The organism is Streptomyces sp. Ru62 (genome assembly GCF_002920615.1).
Taxonomy (GTDB): domain Bacteria; phylum Actinomycetota; class Actinomycetes; order Streptomycetales; family Streptomycetaceae; genus Streptomyces.
On record NZ_PQSU01000008.1, the window covers coordinates 164677 to 185460 of the forward strand.

At 70.6% G+C, this 20784-nt stretch carries 16 protein-coding genes and 3 pseudogenes; 10 read left to right on the forward strand and 9 right to left on the reverse strand.

All coding sequences use genetic code 11. The annotated features are described in order from the left end of the window. The first annotated feature begins 159 nt into the window (after window positions 1-159). A complete protein-coding gene (locus tag C3492_RS13125) occupies window positions 160-1005 on the forward strand; it encodes a helix-turn-helix domain-containing protein (RefSeq protein WP_181140342.1) in 846 nt (281 codons plus the stop codon). A gap of 169 nt (window positions 1006-1174) precedes the next feature. On the opposite strand, the gene C3492_RS13130 is transcribed toward C3492_RS13125, so the two are convergent. Next, window positions 1175-2428 (reverse strand): PP2C family protein-serine/threonine phosphatase, encoded by a 1254-nt coding sequence (locus C3492_RS13130; RefSeq protein ID WP_103811930.1) that lies wholly within the window; start codon window positions 2426-2428, stop codon window positions 1175-1177. Between the two features lie 341 nt (window positions 2429-2769). Between C3492_RS13130 and C3492_RS13135 the strand changes: the two genes are divergently transcribed. Further along, on the forward strand, window positions 2770-3411 hold the full coding sequence (locus tag C3492_RS13135; protein WP_103811931.1) for a carbonic anhydrase: 642 nt from the start codon (window positions 2770-2772) through the stop codon (window positions 3409-3411). A gap of 264 nt (window positions 3412-3675) precedes the next feature. On the opposite strand, the gene C3492_RS13140 is transcribed toward C3492_RS13135, so the two are convergent. Together C3492_RS13140 and C3492_RS13145 are read right to left on the reverse strand one after the other, a co-directional pair. After that, complete coding sequence (locus C3492_RS13140) at window positions 3676-4041, reverse strand: hypothetical protein (RefSeq protein ID WP_146075677.1); 366 nt, start codon at window positions 4039-4041, stop codon at window positions 3676-3678. A gap of 142 nt (window positions 4042-4183) precedes the next feature. Then, window positions 4184-4445, reverse strand: a pseudogene (locus tag C3492_RS13145) (winged helix-turn-helix transcriptional regulator). Window positions 4446-4516: 71 nt separating this feature from the next. Between C3492_RS13145 and C3492_RS13150 the strand changes: the two are divergent. The 3 genes and pseudogenes from C3492_RS13150 to C3492_RS13160 form a co-directional block, all read left to right on the forward strand. Further along, window positions 4517-4849 (forward strand): annotated as a pseudogene (locus tag C3492_RS13150) (RidA family protein); the annotation flags it as partial. A 402-nt stretch (window positions 4850-5251) separates the two neighbouring features. Next, window positions 5252-7180, forward strand: a complete 1929-nt coding sequence (locus C3492_RS13155; RefSeq protein WP_103811934.1) for a maleylacetate reductase and hydroxyquinol 1,2-dioxygenase domain-containing protein — start codon at window positions 5252-5254, stop codon at window positions 7178-7180. A gap of 17 nt (window positions 7181-7197) precedes the next feature. Next, a complete protein-coding gene (locus C3492_RS13160) occupies window positions 7198-8970 on the forward strand; it encodes an FAD-dependent monooxygenase (protein WP_103811935.1) in 1773 nt (590 codons plus the stop codon). Between the two features lie 479 nt (window positions 8971-9449). On the opposite strand, the gene C3492_RS13165 is transcribed toward C3492_RS13160, so the two are convergent. Continuing rightward, window positions 9450-10319, reverse strand: coding sequence for a helix-turn-helix domain-containing protein (locus C3492_RS13165; RefSeq protein WP_103811936.1), 870 nt, complete (start codon window positions 10317-10319; stop codon window positions 9450-9452). 404 nt (window positions 10320-10723) lie between these two features. Between C3492_RS13165 and C3492_RS13170 the strand changes: the two genes are divergently transcribed. Further along, window positions 10724-11884, forward strand: a complete 1161-nt coding sequence (locus C3492_RS13170) for a N,N-dimethylformamidase beta subunit family domain-containing protein (RefSeq protein ID WP_258055671.1) — start codon at window positions 10724-10726, stop codon at window positions 11882-11884. 112 nt (window positions 11885-11996) lie between these two features. Here the strand turns inward: C3492_RS13170 and C3492_RS13175 are convergent, their stop codons facing one another. Both C3492_RS13175 and C3492_RS13180 read right to left on the reverse strand, forming a co-directional pair. Beyond that, a complete protein-coding gene (locus C3492_RS13175; RefSeq protein ID WP_103811937.1) occupies window positions 11997-12329 on the reverse strand; it encodes an antibiotic biosynthesis monooxygenase in 333 nt (110 codons plus the stop codon). Window positions 12330-12579: 250 nt separating this feature from the next. Beyond that, window positions 12580-13824 carry an MFS transporter gene (locus tag C3492_RS13180; protein WP_103811938.1) on the reverse strand — a complete coding sequence of 415 codons (1245 nt, stop codon included), beginning with the start codon at window positions 13822-13824 and terminating at the stop codon, window positions 12580-12582. A gap of 369 nt (window positions 13825-14193) precedes the next feature. On the opposite strand from C3492_RS13180, the gene C3492_RS13185 reads away from it, so the two are divergent. The 3 genes from C3492_RS13185 (at window position 14194) to C3492_RS13195 (ending at window position 17260) form a co-directional block, all read left to right on the forward strand. Further along, a complete protein-coding gene (locus tag C3492_RS13185; RefSeq protein ID WP_103811939.1) occupies window positions 14194-14727 on the forward strand; it encodes a CbrC family protein in 534 nt (177 codons plus the stop codon). Window positions 14728-14982: 255 nt separating this feature from the next. Beyond that, window positions 14983-15531: a GNAT family N-acetyltransferase gene (locus C3492_RS13190; protein ID WP_103811940.1), complete on the forward strand. Its 549-nt coding sequence runs from the start codon at window positions 14983-14985 to the stop codon at window positions 15529-15531. A 487-nt stretch (window positions 15532-16018) separates the two neighbouring features. Further along, window positions 16019-17260 (forward strand): hydrolase, encoded by a 1242-nt coding sequence (locus C3492_RS13195; RefSeq protein ID WP_103811941.1) that lies wholly within the window; start codon window positions 16019-16021, stop codon window positions 17258-17260. 196 nt (window positions 17261-17456) lie between these two features. Here the strand turns inward: C3492_RS13195 and C3492_RS45665 are convergent, their stop codons facing one another. Then, entirely contained in the window at window positions 17457-17840 is a 384-nt protein-coding gene (locus C3492_RS45665) for a hypothetical protein (RefSeq protein ID WP_258055672.1), read from the reverse strand. Between the two features lie 276 nt (window positions 17841-18116). Between C3492_RS45665 and C3492_RS13205 the strand changes: the two are divergent. Further along, window positions 18117-18312 (forward strand): annotated as a pseudogene (locus tag C3492_RS13205) (ankyrin repeat domain-containing protein); the annotation flags it as partial. Between the two features lie 23 nt (window positions 18313-18335). On the opposite strand, the gene C3492_RS13210 reads toward C3492_RS13205, so the two are convergent. Continuing rightward, window positions 18336-18797 (reverse strand): VOC family protein, encoded by a 462-nt coding sequence (locus tag C3492_RS13210; protein ID WP_103811942.1) that lies wholly within the window; start codon window positions 18795-18797, stop codon window positions 18336-18338. A gap of 77 nt (window positions 18798-18874) precedes the next feature. Beyond that, entirely contained in the window at window positions 18875-19324 is a 450-nt protein-coding gene (locus C3492_RS13215) for a hypothetical protein (RefSeq protein ID WP_103811943.1), read from the reverse strand. Window positions 19325-20784: the final 1460 nt, after the last annotated feature.

Genomic DNA, 20784 nt, shown 5'->3' on the forward strand with positions numbered 1-20784 from the left:
CGTCCGGCACGGCTGGGCGGCCAACCAGACCATGCCATGGACACCCACGGGACAGGTGCAGTCGTGACAGGCGCGCCGGACACCTTCGCCCGGGGCTCGGGCCCGGGTGACCACGGCATGGACAGGCACCACGGCGGGCTGGTTTGCGACACTCGAAGCATGAGCAGCACCTGGTCGTCGTCCATGGAGCTCGGGGCGTTCCTGCGCAGCCGGCGGGCGGCCCTCACGCCCGAGGAGACGGGCGTGGCGTCGTGCGGGCAGCGCCGCGTACCCGGTCTGCGGCGTGAGGAGCTGGCCCATCTCGCCGGCATCAGCGTGACCTACTACACCCGCCTGGAGCGGGGGGAGAGCCATCAGGTCTCGGACTCGGTCCTGGATTCCCTGGCCGGCGTCCTGAAACTGACCCCCGACGAGCGCGCCTACCTGGTCAGGCTGGCCCGGCCCAGCAGGGCCGGCAGCCGCGTGGGCGAGCCCGAACAGCTGCGCCCCGCGGTCCAGGCCCTCGTCGAGGCCGCGGGCAGCCAGGCGGCGATCATCGTGGGCCGGCGCGCCGACCTCCTGGGCGGCAACCGGCTCGGCTACGCCCTGTGGAATCTGCCCGCACCACAGGACGCCCCCGGCGAGCCCCGTCCGAACATCGCCCGGATCACCTTCCTCGACGCATCGGCCCGCGATCTCTTCCCGGACTGGGAAAGGCAGGCCAGGGACCTCACCGCCTACCTGCGTCATGCCGCGGCCCATCACCCGGACGATCAGGAACTGCACGCGCTGATCGGCGAGTTGAGCGTCCATAGCCAGGACTTCGTGCGGATCTGGTCGGAACACCCGGTCAGCGACTGCCTGCCCTCCCAACGCGCGTACCGCCACCCCCAGGTCGGCAGCATGACGCTCGACGAGGAAGTGGTCCGGCTGACCGACGACCCCGGGGTACGCATCATCTTCAGCGGCGCGCAGGAGGGCACCCCGTCCGCCGAGCGCTTGCGCCTGCTGGCCACCCTGAGCTGACGGCGGCTGCCCCCGGTCCTGGGGCGTCACGGCAGGCCGAAGGGGCCACCCGGCACCAGCGAGGTGTCGCCGTGCTCGCTGATACCGGTGGCCGTGGCGACGGCGGGCACCAGGCCCTCGTCGCCGGACGTCACCCCGCAGGGGAGGGCCGGGCGGGCCTGCCCGCCGGTCAGAGTCGCACCACGATCAGCGCGATGTCGTCGCGGCCGCCGCTTGAGACGCCGAGGCGTGCCAGGACGGTGTCGGCGAGTTGTCCGGTGCCGAGGCGGCCACATTTGCTGAGCACATCGGTCAGGCGCTCAAGGCCGGCGTCGATGTCCTCGCCGCGGCGCTCGATCAGCCCGTCGGTGTACAGCACGAGGGTGTCGCCGGGTCTGTAGGGCAGGCTGGCCTGTGGGCGCGGGACGTGCTGAGGGCGGGCGCCGAGCGGTGGGTCGGTGGCCTGGTCGAGCTGTTCCCAGCCGCCGTCGGGGTGGAGGAGTATCGGCGGTGGGTGACCCGCGTTGCTGTAGGTGATCAGGCGGCTGCGGGTGTCGATGAGCACCTGGACGGCGGTGGTCCCCAGAGCGTCCTCGATGGACCGGGCGTACAGGCCGAGGACTTCCAGCGCCTGGGCGGGGCGTTCCAGGGCGCGGGTGGCAGCGGACAGGGCGCTGCGGAGCATGCCCATGACGGCGGCGGCCTGAAGGCCGTGGCCGATGACATCGCCGACGGCGAGGGCGAGCCGGTCGGGTGGGATGTCGACGACGTCGTACCAGTCACCGCACACGTTCAGGGAGCCGGTGGCGGGCAGGTAGCGCACGGTGACATCGTGGGGGTGCTGGGCCAGGTCGGGGGCATGGAGCATGGCTTCCTGCAGGGCGAGGGCGACCTCGCGTTCCCGCGTGTGGGCCTGGCGCAGTTCCTCGTTCAGCCGCTGCAGCTCCCGCGCCCGCGCGTACAGTTCGGCCTCCAGCGCCTCGGTCTCCCCCAAGTACTGGCCGACCCGGACCCCGGCGGGCTCCGCGGCCTGGTGGGCTTTGACGAAGGCGGTGACGTCCTCGACCCGGTGGATGATGTAGACCACCCGCCCGTCCGGGCCCAGGACGGGTGTGTTCACCGGGGACCACCAACGTTCCTCGAAGACGCCCGGCCGGCCCGTGACGGGGATGTCGTACTTCTGCAGGCCCATCGTGTCGGGCCGGCTGGTGGCGAGGACCCGGTGCAGGGAAGCGTCGAGGTTGCGGACCCCGTCGGCCTCCGGGTCGGCGGGGTTGTCGGGGAACGCGGTGAAGATGTGCAGGCCGAGCAGGTCCTCGCGGGTGCGCTCGGTGGCCTCCAGATAGGCCTGGTTCACATCGACGATGATCAGGTCCGGGCCGAGTACCAGGTACGGGCTCGGTGTGGCGGCGAACAGTGCCGCGTGGTCAACCCGCGATGCCATCGGCGGCACTCCCTTCCGGCCCCAACAGCCCTCACCCTCAACTTAAGGTCCGCCCTCCGTCCGCGCCCGCCATCTCCTCCCTCACTCCCGGACCAGCCACCCACCAGTGGACCACTTCCGGACCAGCCACCCACCAGGGGAACCGCGGGACGGCTGCCCTCTGGCGGTCGGCCGGCCGTACGGGACCGGGCGGCGGCGCCGCGCGCCGGGGTTCCGCGGTGAGGCGGGCGGCCCGGGCCCGGCGCCTGATGCTGACGCCCGAGCCGTCGGCATCACCCGACCCGGCGACGACCGAGGGCCCGGGCGGTGCGACGACGGGGGCCGGGTTCTAAGCTGCGGTCATGACCGAGATCCAGAACCCGACGCCCCGAGACGCCTTCGAGCTGCTGTTGTCCGGTAACCAGCGCTTCGTCGCCGGCACCCCGGAGCACCCGAACCAGGACGCCACCCGCCGCGCCGAGATCGCACCGTCCCAGCAGCCCTTCGCCGTGCTGTTCGGATGCTCGGACTCCCGGCTGGCCGCCGAGATCATCTTCGACCGTGGCCTGGGCGACCTGTTCGTGGTGCGCACCGCGGGCCACGTGGTGGGCGCGGAGGTGCTGGGCAGCATCGAGTACGGCGTGGACGTGCTGGGCTGCCCGCTGGTCGTGGTGCTCGGTCACGACTCGTGCGGCGCGGTCGGCGCGGCGTGCGCCGCGCTGGAGGACGGCATGACACCGGCCGGGTACGTCCGGGACGTCGTCGAACGCGTGACCCCCAGCGTGCTGGCGGCGCGGGCCGCCGGACGGGTCGAGCCGGACGAGATCCTCGCCGAGCACATAAGGCACACCGTCGACCTGCTGCTGGACCGCTCCCGGGTGCTCGCCGAGAAGGTCGCCGCCGGCCAGGCCGCCGTGGTGGGCCTGTGCTACCGCCTGGCCGACGGCAGTGCCCAGCTCGTCGCCTCTCGCGGCCTCGACGAGGTGGTCCCGGCCGCGTCCTGACCGCCCCGGCCGCGGCTGTTCAGCGTGGTGTGCCGTGGTCGGAGATCCCCTGCTCGATCATCCATGGAACGGCACCGTCCGATGGCTCGCGGAGCCGACCACGTGCCCGGCACCGCCCCCGCGCCGACCTGACGCGGGGGCGTGGGCTGCGAGGTGCGAGATGCCGGGGGAGGGGCGACGGCCCTCACCGGCGACAGGAGGCATGTGCGTACCCCTCCCGCGACCGGCCGGTGGCCAAGGGACGGTGCGCCGGGATGAGCAGTATCAGCCGACGGTGAGCTGGAAGTAGGCAGTCGCCCGGTAGCCGGTGTCGGGTACGGCCACCTCGACGGTGACCGGGACACCTGCCCGGGTCGGCTTGACGTGGACGGGTACTGCGCGCTTCTCGCCCTCGGCGAGCGGCGGCACCAGGTCGGAGGCGGCTGCCTGGTCATTCAGCCAGTCCAGGTCGTAGTCGGTGACGTAGTCGTCGAAGCTTCTGCCGGGACGTACGACCAGCGCTGCCGGGCCGATCTCGGAGACGCTGTCTTCGAGCGACGGGCCACCTGGGAGCACTTCGGCGTCGGTACCGTTCTCATAGGTCACGGAGAAGGTGTGGGTGCCGTCGCCCTTGGCGACCGGCGGACTCACGGTGACCTTCAAACCGTCTTCGAACTGGGCCGTCCCGCCGGGACCGAGGGGATCGACCTATGTGTCCCCACGTCCCTGGTTCCGCGCCGTGTGCGCGCTCGGCCCTGCCCCGCCCGAACGCCGTGCCGCGTGCGCCGACCCGTCAGGCCTCGAAGCGTCGCCGGGCGGACTCGATGTGCCGGAAGTACCGGTAGGTCCACTCGCACATCCCGTCGACCGTCGCCCGCAGTCCGCAGCCCGCCTCGGTGAGGGTGTACTCCACACGGGGCGGGACGGTGGGGTGGACGGTCCGCTCCACCAGGCCGTTGCGCTCCAGCATGCGCAGGTTCTGGGTGAGGCGCCAGGGAGTCGGCGCGCCGCAGGTCGGCATCCTCGGCCGAGCCGCTGAACTGCTTGGTCACTATCAGGTTCCCCAGTCATCGAAAAGTGCGTCCTTCCATGTCAACGCACACTCTCCTACGGTTCCTGAGTAACCTCGAAGGTGGTCTTCATCGCCGGGCAGGTCTCCTGGGACGCGGAAGGGGTCACGGTCGGCGAGGGCGACCTCGCTGCGCAGGTCGAGCGGTGCTACCTCAACATCGCCAGCGCGCTGGCCGAGGCCGGTGGTTCCTTCGACGACGTGGCGAAACTGACCTTCTACGTCGTGGACCGGACTGCCGACAAGATGCCCGCGCTCCTGGAGGGAGTCAACCGGGCGGCCGCGAAGCTGGGGGTCACTCCCGTGCCACCGGTCACGCTGATCGGCGTCGCGGCGCTGGACGTCCCCGAGCACCTGGTCGAGATCGAAGCCACCGCGGTCCTGGACTGAGCGTGTCGCGCGCCGGAACGGTCGTCCAAACCGCCCGGTTCCCCGCCGAAACGGCCGTACAAGCCGCCCGGTTCCCCGCCGGAACGGCCGTACAAGCCGCCCGGTTCCTTGACGACTGAACCGCGCCCTGCCAACGGAGTAACGAGCTTCCGATGCCATGCCATGCCATACCCGGCTCCGCCCTGTCCGTCCCGGCGACCCAGCGGGCCTGGGCGCGCTTGCCGCCGGTCTCCGGCACAGGGAGGCGGCGCAAGCAGCCCCCCGGTGCGCCGGCCCCGGTACACACGCGCGTTTCGTGCAGCCCGGCGCGCGCATCGTGCAGGACGACGTGCCGCCCTCCTCCGCACACTCGGTGATCCAAGCCATCGACGCACACCTGATGACAGGCGGAGGCAGAACTCGATGCGGACGTTCGTCTACACATCCCGTCCCTCGCGGGTCGTCTTCGGATCCGGCACGGTGGGCCGGCTCCGCGAGGAGGTCGAGCGGCTCGGCCGCTCCCGTGTCCTGCTGCTGTCCAGCCGGCCCCTGGCCGGGACCGCCGCACGGGTCCGCGAGGCGCTGGGAGACCTCGTCGTGGCGGAGTTCGACGGCGCCGCGATGCACACCCCGGTCGAGGTGACCGAGCAGGCGCTCGACGTGCTCACGCAGGCCTCGGCCGACGTCGTCGTGGCCGTCGGGGGCGGCTCGACGACCGGCCTGTCGAAGGCGCTGGCCCTGCGTACGGACCTCCCGCAGGTGATCCTGCCGACCACCTACGCCGGCTCCGAGGTGACCCCGGTGCTCGGCGAGACCAGGGACGGGCGCAAGGTCACCCAGTCCTCCCCGGCGATCCTGCCCGAGACCGCCGTCTACGACGTCGACTTCACCCTCACCCTGCCGCTTCCCATGACGGTGACGAGCGGCGTCAACGCCCTCGCGCACGCCGTCGAGGCCCTGTACTCGGCCGATGCCAACCCGGTGACGGACCGGCAGGCGCTCGACGCGATCTCGGGCATCGCATCGGCACTGCCCCGGCTGGCCGCCGACCCGGCCGACCCGGACGCCCGGGCCGACCTGCTGCACGCCGCCTGGCTCGCCGGTACCTGCCTCGCCACGGTCGGCATGGGACTGCACCACAAGCTGTGCCACACCCTCGGCGGCAGCTTCGGCCTGCCGCACGCCGAGACCCACACCGTCGTGCTGGCGCACGCCATGGCCTACAACGCACCCGCCGTCCCCGACGTCATGCGCCGCGTCGCCGACGCCCTGGGCGTGCCCGACGCGCCGAGCGGCGTGTACGACCTGATCGTCTCCCTGGGCGGCCCCACCTCGCTGCGCGAACTCGGCATGGCCGAGTCCGACCTCGCACGCGCGGCCGAGCTGGCCGCCGCGACGCCGTACCCCAACCCGCGCGAACTGACCACCGAGGGCATCGGCGAGCTGCTGGCCGGCGCCTGGCAGGGACGCCGCCCGCAGGGCCCGCCCTCGACGGAGGCGAAGCTGGCCCGGCTCACCGAGGAGGTGGTGGCCAGCTTCGCGCACACCCCCGACCCCCGGGTCCGTACGCTGATGACCGACCTCGTCAGGCACCTGCACACCTTCGTCGCCGACAACGACGTCACCGACGCCGAATGGCAGTACGCCATCGACTTCCTCACCCGGACCGGACAGATCTGCACTCCGACCCGCCAGGAGTTCGTGCTGCTGTCCGACACCCTCGGCGTCTCCAGCGCCGTGGACCTGCTCACCAACTCCCGCACGCCCGACACCACCCCGTCCGCGGTGCTCGGCCCCTTCTACGTGGAGGGCCCGCCCGAGACCCCGCTCGGCAGCGACATCTCCGGCGGCCTGCACGGCACACCGCTGTGGGTGGACGTACGGGTCACGGACAGCGACGGCGAGCCGGTCAAGGACGCGGTGGTGGACGTGTGGCAGTCCAACGAGGACGGCTTCTACGACGTCCAACTCCCCGATCTGGACGGGCCGGTGCTGCGCGGTCGGCTGCGCAGCGACAGCCAGGGGCGGGTCACCTTCTGGTCCATCCTGCCCTCGCACTACCCGATTCCCGCCGACGGACCGGTCGGGCAGATGCTCGACGCGGTCGGCCGCCACCCCTACCGGGCGCCCCACCTGCACTTCATGTTCGACGCGACCGGCCATCGCCGGCTCGTCACGCAGTTGTTCGTGGCCGGCGGAGCGTATCTGGACAGCGACACCGTCTTCGGAGTCAAGGACGAACTCGTCGTGGACTTCACACCGGGGTCCGGCCCCACCCCCGACGGCCGTCCGGTCGACGGCCCGTGGTGCCGGCTCGACTACACCTTCCGTCTCGCCCCCCAGGCCGGATGACCGAGGAGCGCACACCCATGACGACCACCGACCCGCTCGACGCGTACGACACCGACGTCCTCGTCGTCGGCAGCGGCCCCGCAGGCGGCTCGGCCGCCCTGCTGCTGGCCACCTACGGCGTCCGCACCCTGCTGGTGACGAAGTACGGGTGGCTCGCCAACACCCCGCGCGCGCACATCACCAACCAGCGCACCATGGAGGTCCTGCGCGACCTCGGCGTCGAGTCCGAGGCGCTGGCCCTCGGCAGCCCCTCGCACCTGATGGGCGACACCGTGCTGTGCACGGCGCTGACCGGCGACGAGATCGGCCGCATCCGCAGCTGGGGCACCGGCCCCGCGACGGCCACCGAGTACTCCGCGAAGAGCCCCTGCGAGATGATCGACCTGCCGCAGACCTACCTGGAGCCGATCCTGGTCGACAACGCGGCGGCCCGCGGCGCCAAGGTCCGCTTCGACACCGAGTTCATCAGCTTCGAACAGGACGAGGACGGGGTCACCGCCCTGCTGCGCGACCGGGTCCGCGGGGACGAGTTCACGGTGCGGGCCCGCTACCTGATCGGCGCCGACGGCGGGCGCAGCGCGGTCGCCGAGCAGCTCGGCCTGCCCTTCGCCGGCCGCATGGCCAAGGCCGGCAGCATGAACATCGTCTTCAAGGCCGACCTCGCCCGGTACTGCGCCCACCGTCCGAGCGTCCTGTACTGGGTGCTGCAGCCCGGCGCGGACACCGGAGGCATCGGCATGGGCCTGGTCCGGATGGTCCGCCCGTGGAACGAGTGGCTGCTGGTGTGGGGTTACGACATAGAGCAGCCGCCGCCGAGTGTCGACGAGGAGGCCGCCCGGAAGATCGTGCGCGACCTCGTCGGCGATCCCGACCTGCCGGTGGAGATCACGTCGACCTCGCTGTGGACCGTCAACCACGCCTACGCCGAGGAGTATTCGACCGGCAGGGTCTTCTGCGCCGGCGACGCCGTGCACCGCCATCCGCCGTCCAACGGACTGGGCTCCAACACCTCCGTCCAGGACGCGTACAACCTCGCCTGGAAACTCGCGATGGTGATCCGCGGCGAGGCGGGACCCGCGCTGCTCGACAGCTACACCGCCGAACGCGCCCCCGTGGGGCGGCAGATCGTCGAGCGGGCCAACCTCAGCCGCGACCAGTTCGGGCCGATCTTCGATGTGCTCGGTGTCGGCGGCGGCAGCGACGCGGAGGCCATCGCCGAGGGGATCGCGGCGCTACGGGAGGGGACACCCGAGGGCGCCAAGAAGAGACGGCAGCTCGAAGAGGCGATCCAGCTGAAGAACTACGAGTTCAACGCGCACGGCGTGGAGATGAACCAGCGGTACGTCTCCACCGCGGTGCTCCCCGACGACAGCCCGGCCGAAGTGTGGCCGGCCGACCGCGAGTTGGTGCACCAGCCGACGACCCGGCCGGGCGCCAAACTGCCGCACGCCTGGCTGGTCGACGCCCAGGGCGAGCGCGTCTCCACGCTGGACGTCGTCGGCCACGGTCTCTTCACCGTGCTGACCGGCCTGTCCGGCGGTGTCTGGGAGACCGCCGCACGCGCCTGCGGCGACGCCCTCGGCGTACGGCTGCGCGTGGTCCGTGTCGGTGACGACAACTACCGTGACGCCTACGGCGAATGGAGCCGCGTCAGCGAGATCGCCGAGGACGGCGTGCTGCTGGTACGCCCGGACGGACACGTCGCCTGGCGCCGCACCACCGCCGCCGAGACCGACGAGGCGGCACGGGAGGACCTCCTCGGCGCACTCCGCCACGTCCTGGCGCGTTAGGGGAGCATGCGCTCGCGGAACACGTGCCGACGCCGGTGAGGCCCTGGCAGACGTGACGGACGGACGGTCGTCCGTCGGGCGGGGCTGTCCCGGCCGAGGACGTCAGCCGTCCACGCGAGGGCAGCAGCCGCGACGACACCTCCCTGGTCCCCCCCTCGCCACGCCGGAACCGGCGTTCCGCGCGGAGGGCACCCTCACCGCCGCCTACGCCTCGCCGCAAGGCGGCGGGGCGGGCGTCGACCGGGGGTGAGCCGCCGGCGCGGGTGCGGCCGGCGGCGGTGACGGGCCCCGAGCCGCAGTACCTCGGGCTCGGGCCGGCCGACGCGATCCGCAGGGTGCTCGCCAAGGCGGACCTGGGAGTGGTCGCGCACCAGCCGGCTGCGGCCGGCACGGCGCGGGCACGTGGCTGGCGGCGCTGTGCACCGGGGTGGGCCGGGGAGGGGCGCTGGTGCCGGAACGCTGGGAGTCGGGCGCCCCGGTCAGCCCGAGCGGCGCAGCGCGGCCGGGGTGGTGCCGAGCCGGGCGCGCATCACCCGGGTGAGGTGCTCCTGGTGGGAGAACCCGCAGGCGACGGCCACCTCGGCGATCGGGTCGGTACCGGTGCGCAGCAGTCGGCACGCCCGCTCCAGACGCAGCGCGAGCAGGAACTGGTGCGGCGACTGTCCCGTGCTCGCCCGGAACTGCCGGGTGAACTGGCTGCGGCTCAGCGAGGCCGCGTCGGCGAGATCCGCGATCGGCAGCGGTTCGGCCAGCCGCTCCTCCATGAGCGCGCGGACGGCGGCGAGCCGGCGTGCGGACAGTCCGGACCGTTTGTCCGCAGGCACCGCCTCCCGGACACCGTGCCGGCGGACGAGCTGCGCGGCGAGCATCCCGGTCAGATGGTCGGTGTAGGTACGGGCCGACGGCTCCCACGAGCGCACCGCGCCGGCCAGCGCGAGCAGGAGCTGCTCGGCCAGGGGGTCGGTGGTGCCTAGTTCCTCGGACAGCTCCACGGGCCGTCCGTCGTTCGCCTCGCACAGCGCGTCGTCGGTGAGGTAGGCGTGGACCGTGTCGAGCGTGCCGCCGAGTTCGACGGCGAGGGTACGGCCGGCCGGCTGCAGGAAGAGCCCACCGGCCGGGATCGTCCGCGACCGGGTGTCCGCGCCCTGTCCCCGCCGCACGGTGACGGGGCCGCTCAGGTGCAGGATCAGCAGATGAGTGGGGGCCGGATCGAAGGCGGCACGGTAGGGCTGCTCCTCCTGGGTGGAGAGGTACAGCCGCTCCCACCCGAGCCCGGCACTGCTGTGCCGCGTCCGCACACCGGGTTGCCGCAGGATACCGACGGTGTCGGCCAGACCCAGCTCCGCCATGGTGCGACCTCCTCGTGGCACCGGATGTAGTTGAATCATAAACGGCAACGGCGGGGGCGGAAGGGGGCGCACCCCGATTTCCGGCCACTCCCGTCACGAGCAGCTCGCGTGACAGGGCGGTCACCGTCGGTCCCGACCTGTCCTCGCGACGCCCGGCAAGGGGGTCCGGACCACGGGACGGCACACGCAGGGCGGCCCGGACGCAGGCGCTTTCTCGGGGCGTGCACCGGCCTCGGGATCGCCTCGCTGACGGTCGCCGCCTGTGACGCGTCCGCCCCCACGCACGGGCACCACCGGGCGGCCCTCTCCCACCGGCCAGAAGTGGACCGGGACCGGTCCGGGACCCCGATTGGTGCATCACGTCCCGGGGTCCTGCCCCGGCCGTCGCCGGCTACGCGGACCGGGTGAGCGTGACGCCGGGCGAGGAGTGCGGCCTGTACGTCTCGACGACCGCGTCGTCCTTCCGGGTCTCGGCCTTCCGAGTCGGCTGGTACGGCGGCACCCAGGCCCGGCTCGTGTGGTCGTCCGAGCGTGTACGCGGCCGTGTCCGGCCGGAACCCCGCTTCCTGTCGGACACCCGCACCGTGCGCGCGGACTGGCCGCGCACGCTCACCTTCGGCACGGCCGGCTGTCCGGAGGGCGCGTATCTGCTGCGGCTGGAGGCGGACAGCGGCCACCAGCGCTACATCCCGCTGATCGTGCGTTCCACGCAGGGTACGGGCCGAACGGTCCTGATCCACGCCTCGGCCACCTGGCAGGCCTACAACCGGTGGGGCGGTTACAGCCTCTACGCCGGTGCCTCCGGCGCGTACGCCACCCGTTCCCTGGCCGTCAGCTTCGACCGCCCCTACGACGCCGACGGCGCTGAGAAGTTCATGGTGTACGAACGGGCGGCGGTGGTGCTGGCGGAACGGCTCGGCATACCCCTCGCCTACACCACCGGCACGGACGTGCACCGCGACCCGGAGATCCTGCGCGGCGCGGCCACGGTGGTCTGTCTCGGGCACGACGAGTACTGGACCCCGGAGCAGCGCCGACATGTCACCCAGGCCCGCGACGCCGGCACCAACGTGCTGTTCCTCGGCGCCAACATCTGCTTCCGCCGGGTCCGCCTGGAGCAGGGGCAGACGCAGCCGGACCGTACGGTGGTCTGCTACAAGTCCTCCGCCGGGTCCGACGCCCTCTACACCGCCCAGCCCGCCCTGGTGACCACCGACTTCCGCCAGAGCCCGGCGGCGGACCCCGAGTCCTCCCTCACCGGAGTGCTCTACGAGGGCTACCCGACGGACGCGCCGTACGTCGTCCACGCGGCGGACCACTGGCTGTACGAAGGAACGGGCCTACGGCCCGGCGACGGTCTCGACCACCTGGTCGGCGTCGAATACGACCGGGTCACACCCGCGGCCCCCGTCCCCGAGCCGCTGGAGATCACGGCTCAGGGTCCGGGCATCCATTCCGTGATCGCCACGGAGAACGCCCTGCGAGCCTTCGCGCGGGGCCCCGCCGCCCATCACCGCCCGGCGGCCCGCACGAACGTCAGCGAGCTGTGCAAGACCCGGACCTGAGGCGGCCTCAGCGAAACCCGGCCCCTGCGACAGCGCGAAGAGCGGCGACGGTCGACACCACGGCGATGTTCACCCGGAGGCGGGGAACCCGCAGCACCCGCGATCGCTCCCCTCAGTCGCGACTGAAGGCGTAGGCGCGCTCCACCCGCGCGACTTCCACGCTGTACGAGGAGTACCAGCGTTCACGTCCGAGCCGCTGTGCGTCGAGGTGTTCGGGGTGGGCCTTCCATGCCGCTATCGATGCCTCGTCCGCGTAGTAGATGACCACGAGGTCCCGGCCGTCCTCGTCCGTCAGCGACTCGCGGCCGAGATAACCGGGCTGCGCTTCACCGAGTTCGGCCATCCGCTTGCTCATCGCTGCGTAGCCTTCAAGATCCGCGGCGGGCCGGGTGGTGATGATCACTGCGTAATACGGCGGCTCGGGACGGACGAACGAGGTGGTCATGTGAGAAGCCCTCCGTCTGTAAGGAGTGTGAGGCGCCAAGGCTACTGACGTGTTTCTTCGGTGGCTACCGCCTCAGTCGGTGAACATCACAAGGGCCGAGCGGCGGCCGAGCGGCCGAAGCGGATGCATGCCGGGTGTGCCTTCTCTGTCGGGGGAGAGGTGCCGGTTGGCACTTACCTGGACAGCAACGCCCGGTTCGACGAGCCCAAAGATGACCGCCATGGCCACCGAACGTCTCACGATTCATGAGTCATGCGTCGGGCCTCACACCTCGCCCCCCGGCCGCCGCACGTGGTGTGCGCGATGCCGTCCGGTCCCACCAGGCCGGAACGAGGGCTGTCAGCATCAACAGCGCGGTCAGGACGAATGCCCAGGGGTAGCCGGTCGAACCGGCCACCAGGCCGAAACCGACCGCACCGACGCCCATGCCGGCGTCGTAGGCGACATTCCACAGGGCGCTCACCGTCCCGTACCCGGAGGCGGGGACCCGGGAGTACATCAGCGTGATGGTTGCGCTCTGGGAGATGCCGAAGCCGGCTCCGAAGATGGCCGCACCCACGACGACCGCGACGGGGACGCCAGTGAGGGCAACGACGAGGATGCCGGCGGCCGACGTGATCAGTCCCGGCACGACCAGCCCGGCGGCTCCACGCCGGTCGGCGCGCCGACCGGCGAACCAACGGGACGCGGTCGCGGCGGCCGGTTGCACGAACAGCGCTGCGGCGACCACGCCGGAACAGCCTGGCGCCACCGCCAGCGGCAGAAAGGTGACGACGATCCCCGCGCCCACCGCGGTTGCCGCGAACACGACCGTCGGACGGCCGAGCGGCCCGGAACGAGCCCCGGCGAAGAGCCCCAGGGGCGGCCCCGACACCGCTTCCCGGCCGGGCAGCCCCGGGACGGCGGCGATGGAGACCAGGCCGATCAGTGCCGCAGCCACGTAGACGGGCCCGTATCCCGCGTTCGAAGCCAGCCAGGTTCCGAGCGGCAGACCCACCAGTGAGGGCACACCGGCCATGACGCCGATCAGGGCCAGCCCCTCGCCACGGCGTTCGGGCGGGATCAGCGACGCCGTCAGCGCCCCACCCGCCACCAAGGTGAACGCGAAACCGAGCCCCCGGACGAAACACACCGCCACGATGCACACCATGCTGCGCGACACGGTCAGGGCCAGCGCAGGAGCACCCAGCAACAACAGCCCCGCCCCCAGCAGCACCCGGTAGCCACAGTGTGCGGCCAGCCATGGGGACATCAGCTCGCCGGCCACCGTGGCCAGCATCAGCACACCCGTGACCAGACCCGCCTTGTCGCTGCCCCCGCCCGGCAGGCCCTGCGCGTACGCCGGGACGACTGACAGCAGCAGATAGAAGCTCGCCGAGGAGCTGACGACCGTCACAAAGCGCAGTAGCAGCGCCCGGGTCACCAAACGCGGCCGCGCCTCAGCAACTTCCTCTCGGTCACGGTCACGGTATTCAGGATCGACGGAGGAGGCCATGCGGTGAAAGCTAGGGGACGAAACCGCCGTAGGCTCCCCGTTCTCAACCTCTTCAGCGTCCCGGCTCGTCGCTGGAATCTGTGGCCGGCGCCCCCTCGGCCGCGCGGCCTGGACCCAACGTCGTCACTTCAACCACTCCGAACTGGAGCTCGTCCGACCGCGGAGCCGCGCGATGCTGGATGCCGTACGGCCGTCCCGGCACCCGGAGCCGCGCCCGGGGTGGAGCGGGTCGACCTCGCGGCAAGCTGTCTCAATCGGCTGGGTCGCAAGGAGTCCGACACCGCGCTTGATCGGGGACCTGCCAGCGGACAGACTGCTCTCCATGGGATCGGTAGGCATGGCCACCAGGGTGCAGATCGGGACCCGGCGATGAGTGCCGGCCTGCCCTTCTTTCGCTATCACCCGGACCCAGTCGCAAGCGGGTCGATCCGGGCGACCCCCGAGACGTGCGCCTGCTGCAAGCGCAACACGGGCTGGATCTACACAGCCACCTTCTACACCGCCCAGGACGTCAGCGGCCGCTTCTGCCCGTGGTGCATCGCAGACGGGAGCGCTGCCGAACGCTTCGCGGGTGAATTCACCGACTCCTACGGGCTCGACGGTGTCAGCGAGGACGTCTTGCACGAGGTCACCCGCCGCACCCCTGGTTTCCATGCCTGGCAGGATCCGCACTGGCTCGTCCACTGCCAGGACGCGGCCGCCTTCGTGGGCGAAGTCGGGTACACCGAGCTCGCGGCGCATCCCGAAGCCCTCGACCAACTGCGGGCCGACATGCGCCTCGACGGCTGGCACGACGAAAGCCACCTTGAACACTTCCTCGCCAACCTGGGCGAAGGGGCGACCGCCATGCTCTTCCGCTGCACCGTCTGCGGCACCCATATCGCCTACGCCGACGCGTCCTAGCGACGATCACGCCCTCGCTCGATGACCAACACCACAACGGCATCTGTGCGCAACCTCGGCAGAAACGCAGCCGCGCCCCGCGCCGCCCCGACCACATGATCGCCGGCAGACGACCCAGCTTCGACCGCGAGACGCACCGTCGACGCAACACCGTGGAGCGGACGCCAACAGAGGCACGACAAGACCGCCACCTCCTACGAAAGTGGCGGTCAGCCTGGCTCGTTCCGGCTCCGGGCGATCGATTAGGTTTGCTCCATGTTCGAAGGAACGCTGGTAAGACTGCGCGCGCTGCGCTCCGAAGACGCTGAGCACCACGTGCGGTGGCGCAACGACCCAGAGGTGGTGCGCTGGGCGGCCGGCGGTGACCCGTTGTTCGGCCCGGTCACAGCGGAAGCGATCCGGCTCGGTTTCGACACCATGCTGCGACTGAACCCCAGGGAGTCGGCCGTGTTCACGGTCGAGGACCTGGCAGACGGGAAGGTGATAGGCATGGCCGACTACCGCGACCTGGACCCCTACGTGGGAGTGGCCACCCTGGGAGTCACCATCGGCGAGCGGGAGTTCTGGGGCCGTGGCCACGGCAGTGACGCGCTGCGGCTGATCGTGGGCCACCTGTTCGGGGCGTACTGCCTGAGCCGGCTGGAGCTGGACACCTGGAGCGGCAACGAGCGTGCCGTGCGCGCCTTCACCAGGCTGGGCTTCCGCGAAGAAGGCCGCCGCCGGTCGGCTGTGCTGGTGGAGGGGGAGCGCTACGACCGCGTCCTCTTTGGAATGCTGCGCGAGGAGTGGGCGGACCCCGCGTGACGCCGTACACGCCCTTCAACTGATCACTGTCCAGGCCGGCGACCTCCCCGACCCGCCGACCTTCCGTCCGCCTGTCGGCGAAGAACCGCAGCACCCGGCCCCCCGCGAAGGTGCTCGCCATGGGTGGACGGCCTGGAACAGCCGCTGCAGCTAATCGGCATCGCCCTCCGCAGACCTCACCGTCCGCGAGAAGCGACTCCCGCCTCCTCCTCGACCCTCGGCAGACCGGACGTGGACAGAACCAGCCCCGCTACCGACACATGCACCTCCAGGCCACCTCATTCGCCGATCCGGTGCCAGCAGCCGAGCTGAGTGCACAGGCAGGAGCCGTGTAGATCAGCCCAGTTCGATACGAACGGGGTACAGGTAGCCCCCGTATGCGTCAACCGGCCTCCCGGATGGTGGTGGCCGAGAAGATCCGCAAAGGTGAAGGGGCTCTGCACACGTACAGATAGGCTCTGCACACGTACAGACGAGGAGGCTTGCCATGCAGACTCGCCGCGCCGTCGTGCTGTCGGCTGTTGCCGCCGTCACCCTGTCCGCCGTCTCCGCACGAACAGCTTCCGCTGCGCCGCGCGAGGCCGGGCTTGTGCGGCTGAGACTGCCCGCACTCAGTGGGCCGTTCCCCGTGGGCACGATCTCACTGCGCCTCGTCGATGCCTCACGCCCCGACCCCTGGATGACCTCCCAGCCGTACCGCGAGCTCATGATCGGCATCCGCTATCCGGCTCGCGCCGTCGGCGCGTACCCGACCGCACCGCAGATGCTCCCCGGGGAAGCCGCCGGGTTCGCCGCTTTGAACAACTTCTCCGGTGTGCCCGGCGATGAGGTCGACTGGTCGGCCACTCGCACGCACGCTCATGAAGGCGCCCCGGCCGACCGGGACGGAGGCCCGTACCCGGTGGTCTTCTACTCACCCGGTGCCGGAGACCCGCGTTCCCTGGGTACCACGCTCTGCGACGACCTTGCCTCCCGGGGCTACGTCGTGGTGACACTCGACCACACCTACGACGCCACGGCTGTTCAGTTCCCCGGCGGTCGCGTCGAAAGCACCGTTCTTCCCGCGGAGTTCGCCAAGGCGTACCCGGACCTTGACCGCATCACCGCGCTCTTGCAAAAGACGCTGGCCGTACGAGTGGCCGACACCCGCTTCGTCCTCGACGCACTGCCCAGTGCGCTGCCCCGGCATCTGCGCGGCACGCTGGACCTGGACCACGTCGGCATGTTCGGCCAGTCCGCAGGAGGCTTCACCGCCTTGCAGGCGATGCACGACGACCCACGCATCGCAGCAGCAGCCGACTTCGACGGCGTTCTCGCATACGTCCAGGACGACAGCACCCCCGGCAACCTCTCCACCGTCGCCGCCAACGGCCTCGACCGCCCGTTCCTGCTGATCGGCAAGGAAGGCAACGACTGCGGCACTGTGCCGTCCTGGGACTCCCTGTGGCGGCACAGTCACGGCTGGCACCGGGGCCTGACCCTGCAGGGCGCAGGGCACGCGACCTACACCGACGCGGAGGCAGTCATCCCGCAGATCGCCCACCGGCTCGGCCTCCCCCGGAAGACTGTCGTCGAGAACATCGGCACCATCGCGCCGAGGCGCGCGATCAGCGCCCAACGGACCTACCTCGCTGCCTTCTTCGACCGCTGGCTGCGCGGCCGGGACGACCAAGGTCTGTTCGACGGGCGGTCCGACCGCTACCCGGAAGTGCGCCTCTTCTCCCGATGACCAGTGGTCGAGGAGCAGGGCGTGGGCGAAACTCCACCACACGGCCCCACCGCATGCTCCTGGACACCGCTCGCGGCCACACGGGCACGGCCACGTCACGTGGCCGCCGTGACGCACGCGGGACAGCGCGGCGCGGCCGCGCCGAACGGTCAGTCACACGTGTGCCGGGCACGGCCGGGCCCCGGCCAACAGCACATCAGTGGGTCAACAGGACCGCGGCGGCCAGCATGACCAGCACGGAGACACCGCAGAACGCCAGGTGTGAGCGCGGATAGTCGTATCGCTCGCGCGTCACCCCTTCGTTGATCTCGTGCGCCCACACCGCGAACAGCTTGCGAGTCGGGTACATGCCGATCGTCAGCCCGAGGAGCGCGAACGAGCACAGGACGAGCATGTCTGCCAGGTCGAAGCCGCGCCAGGATCCGAAGCTCACCGCTCCAACACCGCACACCACCCAGATGAAGGGATAAACCCTCCAGAACCTCTGGATGGGTATCCATTTCGCCATGGCGGAGCAGTGGATCACCAGTGCGGCGACAGCCAACAGCCACGGCCCATCCGTGGTAACCGACGTGAACACGGACTCCCCCTGAGTCATCTTGAACCCGCAAAGACTAGCAGCGAGGTGAGAGGAAGCTCGTCGGTCGGCGCCGGCGGTGCCGTCGGCCAGCCCCGCCGCTTAGCTGCCGGGCCTACGGTGGTCGCCGTGGCCGGTGAGGGGCGGCCAGGCCGCCGGGGCGTCGAGAAGGGGACCGGATATGACTCGTCACATCCCCTTGACGACCACGACCCTCGCCAGACATGAAGCAGCGTCGGCAGAAGAAACTCTCCCGCGACCTCCTCGAAGCAACTCTGCTTGCTCCTAAAGGCGGGTGCCTCCCCTGACACTGAGAGCAGGGGAGCGTGGCTCGGAGGGGACACCCTTGTGCGCGGCCGCGTGCTGGGGACACACCGAGACGGTGCGTGAACTGTTGAGTCGGGGGGCCGACCCGAACCTACGCGAAGACTACGGTACGGGCTGGTCGCCCTTGGAATGGGCGACCAACGGTCCTTTGACGAATAGGCCCGACGTGTCTCAGTCGCGCGCATCGAAAGGCCGTCGGATGAACTCCGGCTCGCCGAGCCGGCGTTCCATCTGCTGCGAACTCAGGTCCTCCACTCGGGTCTGGATCCAGTGCAGGTTCCCCAGTGGATCGCGCACCCGCCCGACCCTGTCACCGAAGAACAGATGCGTGACCTCGGTGACAGAAGTGTCGCCGGCCGCGACAGCCTGTCGGTGCACCTCGTCGGCGTCCTCGACGTAGAGGCGGAGGAAGCCGGGGGTAGGCGGCCACTCCGGCCGCGCGTCGAACATCATCACCGCCGAGTCACCGATCCGTACCTCTGCGTGCTCGATGCGTCCGTCCTTGTCGGCGAGACACGCGAGTTCCTCCGCGTCGAACGCCCTCTTCATGAAGTCGATGAGTTGCACGGCATCGCGAGAGATGATCCAAGGCGTCACGGTCTGGTAGCCGTGCGGAACAGGCTTGACGGACATGTGGGTAGAAGACGCCCTGACGGATGACCACGCAAACCCCCCACCGCAGCCCCCAAATCCAGGACAGAGAGGGCCTTTCAAGGCAGATCGGTGCGGCCCAGCCACTTCGGCTTGACTGGCACGCCGTCGGGGTATCGCTCCTCGGACGGCGAGGCGGACGGCATGATGTCCACGGGCTCAGGCTCGGTGGCCTCGCGTGTATCCATCGACTCCTTCGTGGGCTCGCATGCGTTCGTTGGCTTCGCCGGTGCGGCGGTGTCCTCCAGCAACTCCGCGGCCGTGAACCGGGTGCCCGAGGACCGCCAGGCGCCGTCATCGACGACCATCAGGAAGTCGTCGCCGTCGCGGAAGAGCCGGCGGCGCTTTCGCCTCTTGGGATGATGAGCCAATGCGTGCCGAGCATGCCGTTCCAGCTCCGCCAGAGCTTCTTCGTACGTACCTTCCACATATGCCAGCACGTGTGTCTCCGTGATGTAGCTGTCCCAGTGCTTCACGTTCGTCTCGCGGATCAGCCCCCAGGTCGCCATCGGCACCCCCTTCCATGGGATCAGTACGAAGCGCGGCGCGTACGTCGGCGTGGGCTGCCGACGTCGCCAAGCCTGTGATGCCCAGGCACGTGGCAGCGAGAACCAGAGTGGCCCGACGTGATCCCGACAGCCGAAACTTGCCCCGGCCAGCCCTTGGAGCGGCTGTCCCGCAAACCGAACAGGAGGGGGCTCAACGCACTGACGCAGAGTAAACACGCGGCGCCCTTCACCTCGCATCCGGTGAGGATCCACAGGGGGCTCAGGCGGAGTGCCACGCATGCTGTTTCGTTGCGCCAAAATCCGGAGAGGACGGCAAGCGCCCCCACCCGCAAGTCGCCCCCGCACTGGCTCACGCCTCCGACGAACGGCAAGCCGGACACCCTGCGAGCAGCATCCCGCAGTGTCGCCACCGGCAACTTCGCGACCATCCGTCGTACGCCGGAACTCGTCCGGCGGTCCGACCCTCGGCTCTACACGCTGATCCTGCCGCTCAGAGGCCAAAGCGGGGTTGCCCAAGCTGACGCAGCACTCCTCGAACTGCTGACCGCGCTGTTCGCCCACCACCTCGACGCGGACGACAGCAGCGCGCCCAACAGTGCGCGGCACGCTCTGGTCCTGCGGATCCAGGCATTCATCCGGCAGTACCTGCGAGATCCCCAACTGACCCCGCCGGCCATCGCCGCCGCACACCACATCTCCGTCAGCTACCTGCACCGTGGATTGCCTCTCGCTGGGCCTTCTCCCGAGCCGCCGACTTCAGCCGTGCGTTCCGCAACGCCTATGGCGTACCACCAAGGGACTACCGGGACCACGCCTCAACCCAGCTCTCCCTGCCTCCCGCTCCCTGACACCCCGCGGCAGAACACGACCCCGGGGGGAGCAGCGACGTTCACCAACCCAGCGCGCTGCGCCCGAGTCCGCCGGGAGGCGTGAGCGGGCGGTGGAGTGAGGGGAGGATCGGTCAGCGTTCGGCCGTACCAGGACAACACCTCTCGCCACTCACCCGCAGCCCATGCTGCACATTCCACGTCCACGCCGCCCCCTGCTCTCCGTTCAACCCGGCCGGTCATCCAGCCGACAGGAGCCCTCTGAGGCTGCCGATGGGTGCTGGGGTGTGTTGCCGGATGTGAGCGCCTGTGCGCCCCACCTGCACTCTGCCCGAGTCCCGCAGGTTCGGCGCACGGTCGACCGCATGGGGGCTACCAGTGAGCTGGAGTGCGTGGGTCGCGGTGATGGCAGCGGCTGCCCGCACGGGGCCGTACTGACGATCGACGCGAGGATCCCGGTGTACCGGTGCGATGACTGCCGGTACTACTGGGAGCTGGATGAGACGGAGCCGGGGCGCCGGGCGGAAGCGGATGATGCGCTGACCCGGCCGCTGGGGGATCCGGGAGAGGCCGGCCAGGGATCGGCGGCGTAGTCCGCGCGCGTCATGTTCGTTCAGCCCGTTGCCTGACGAG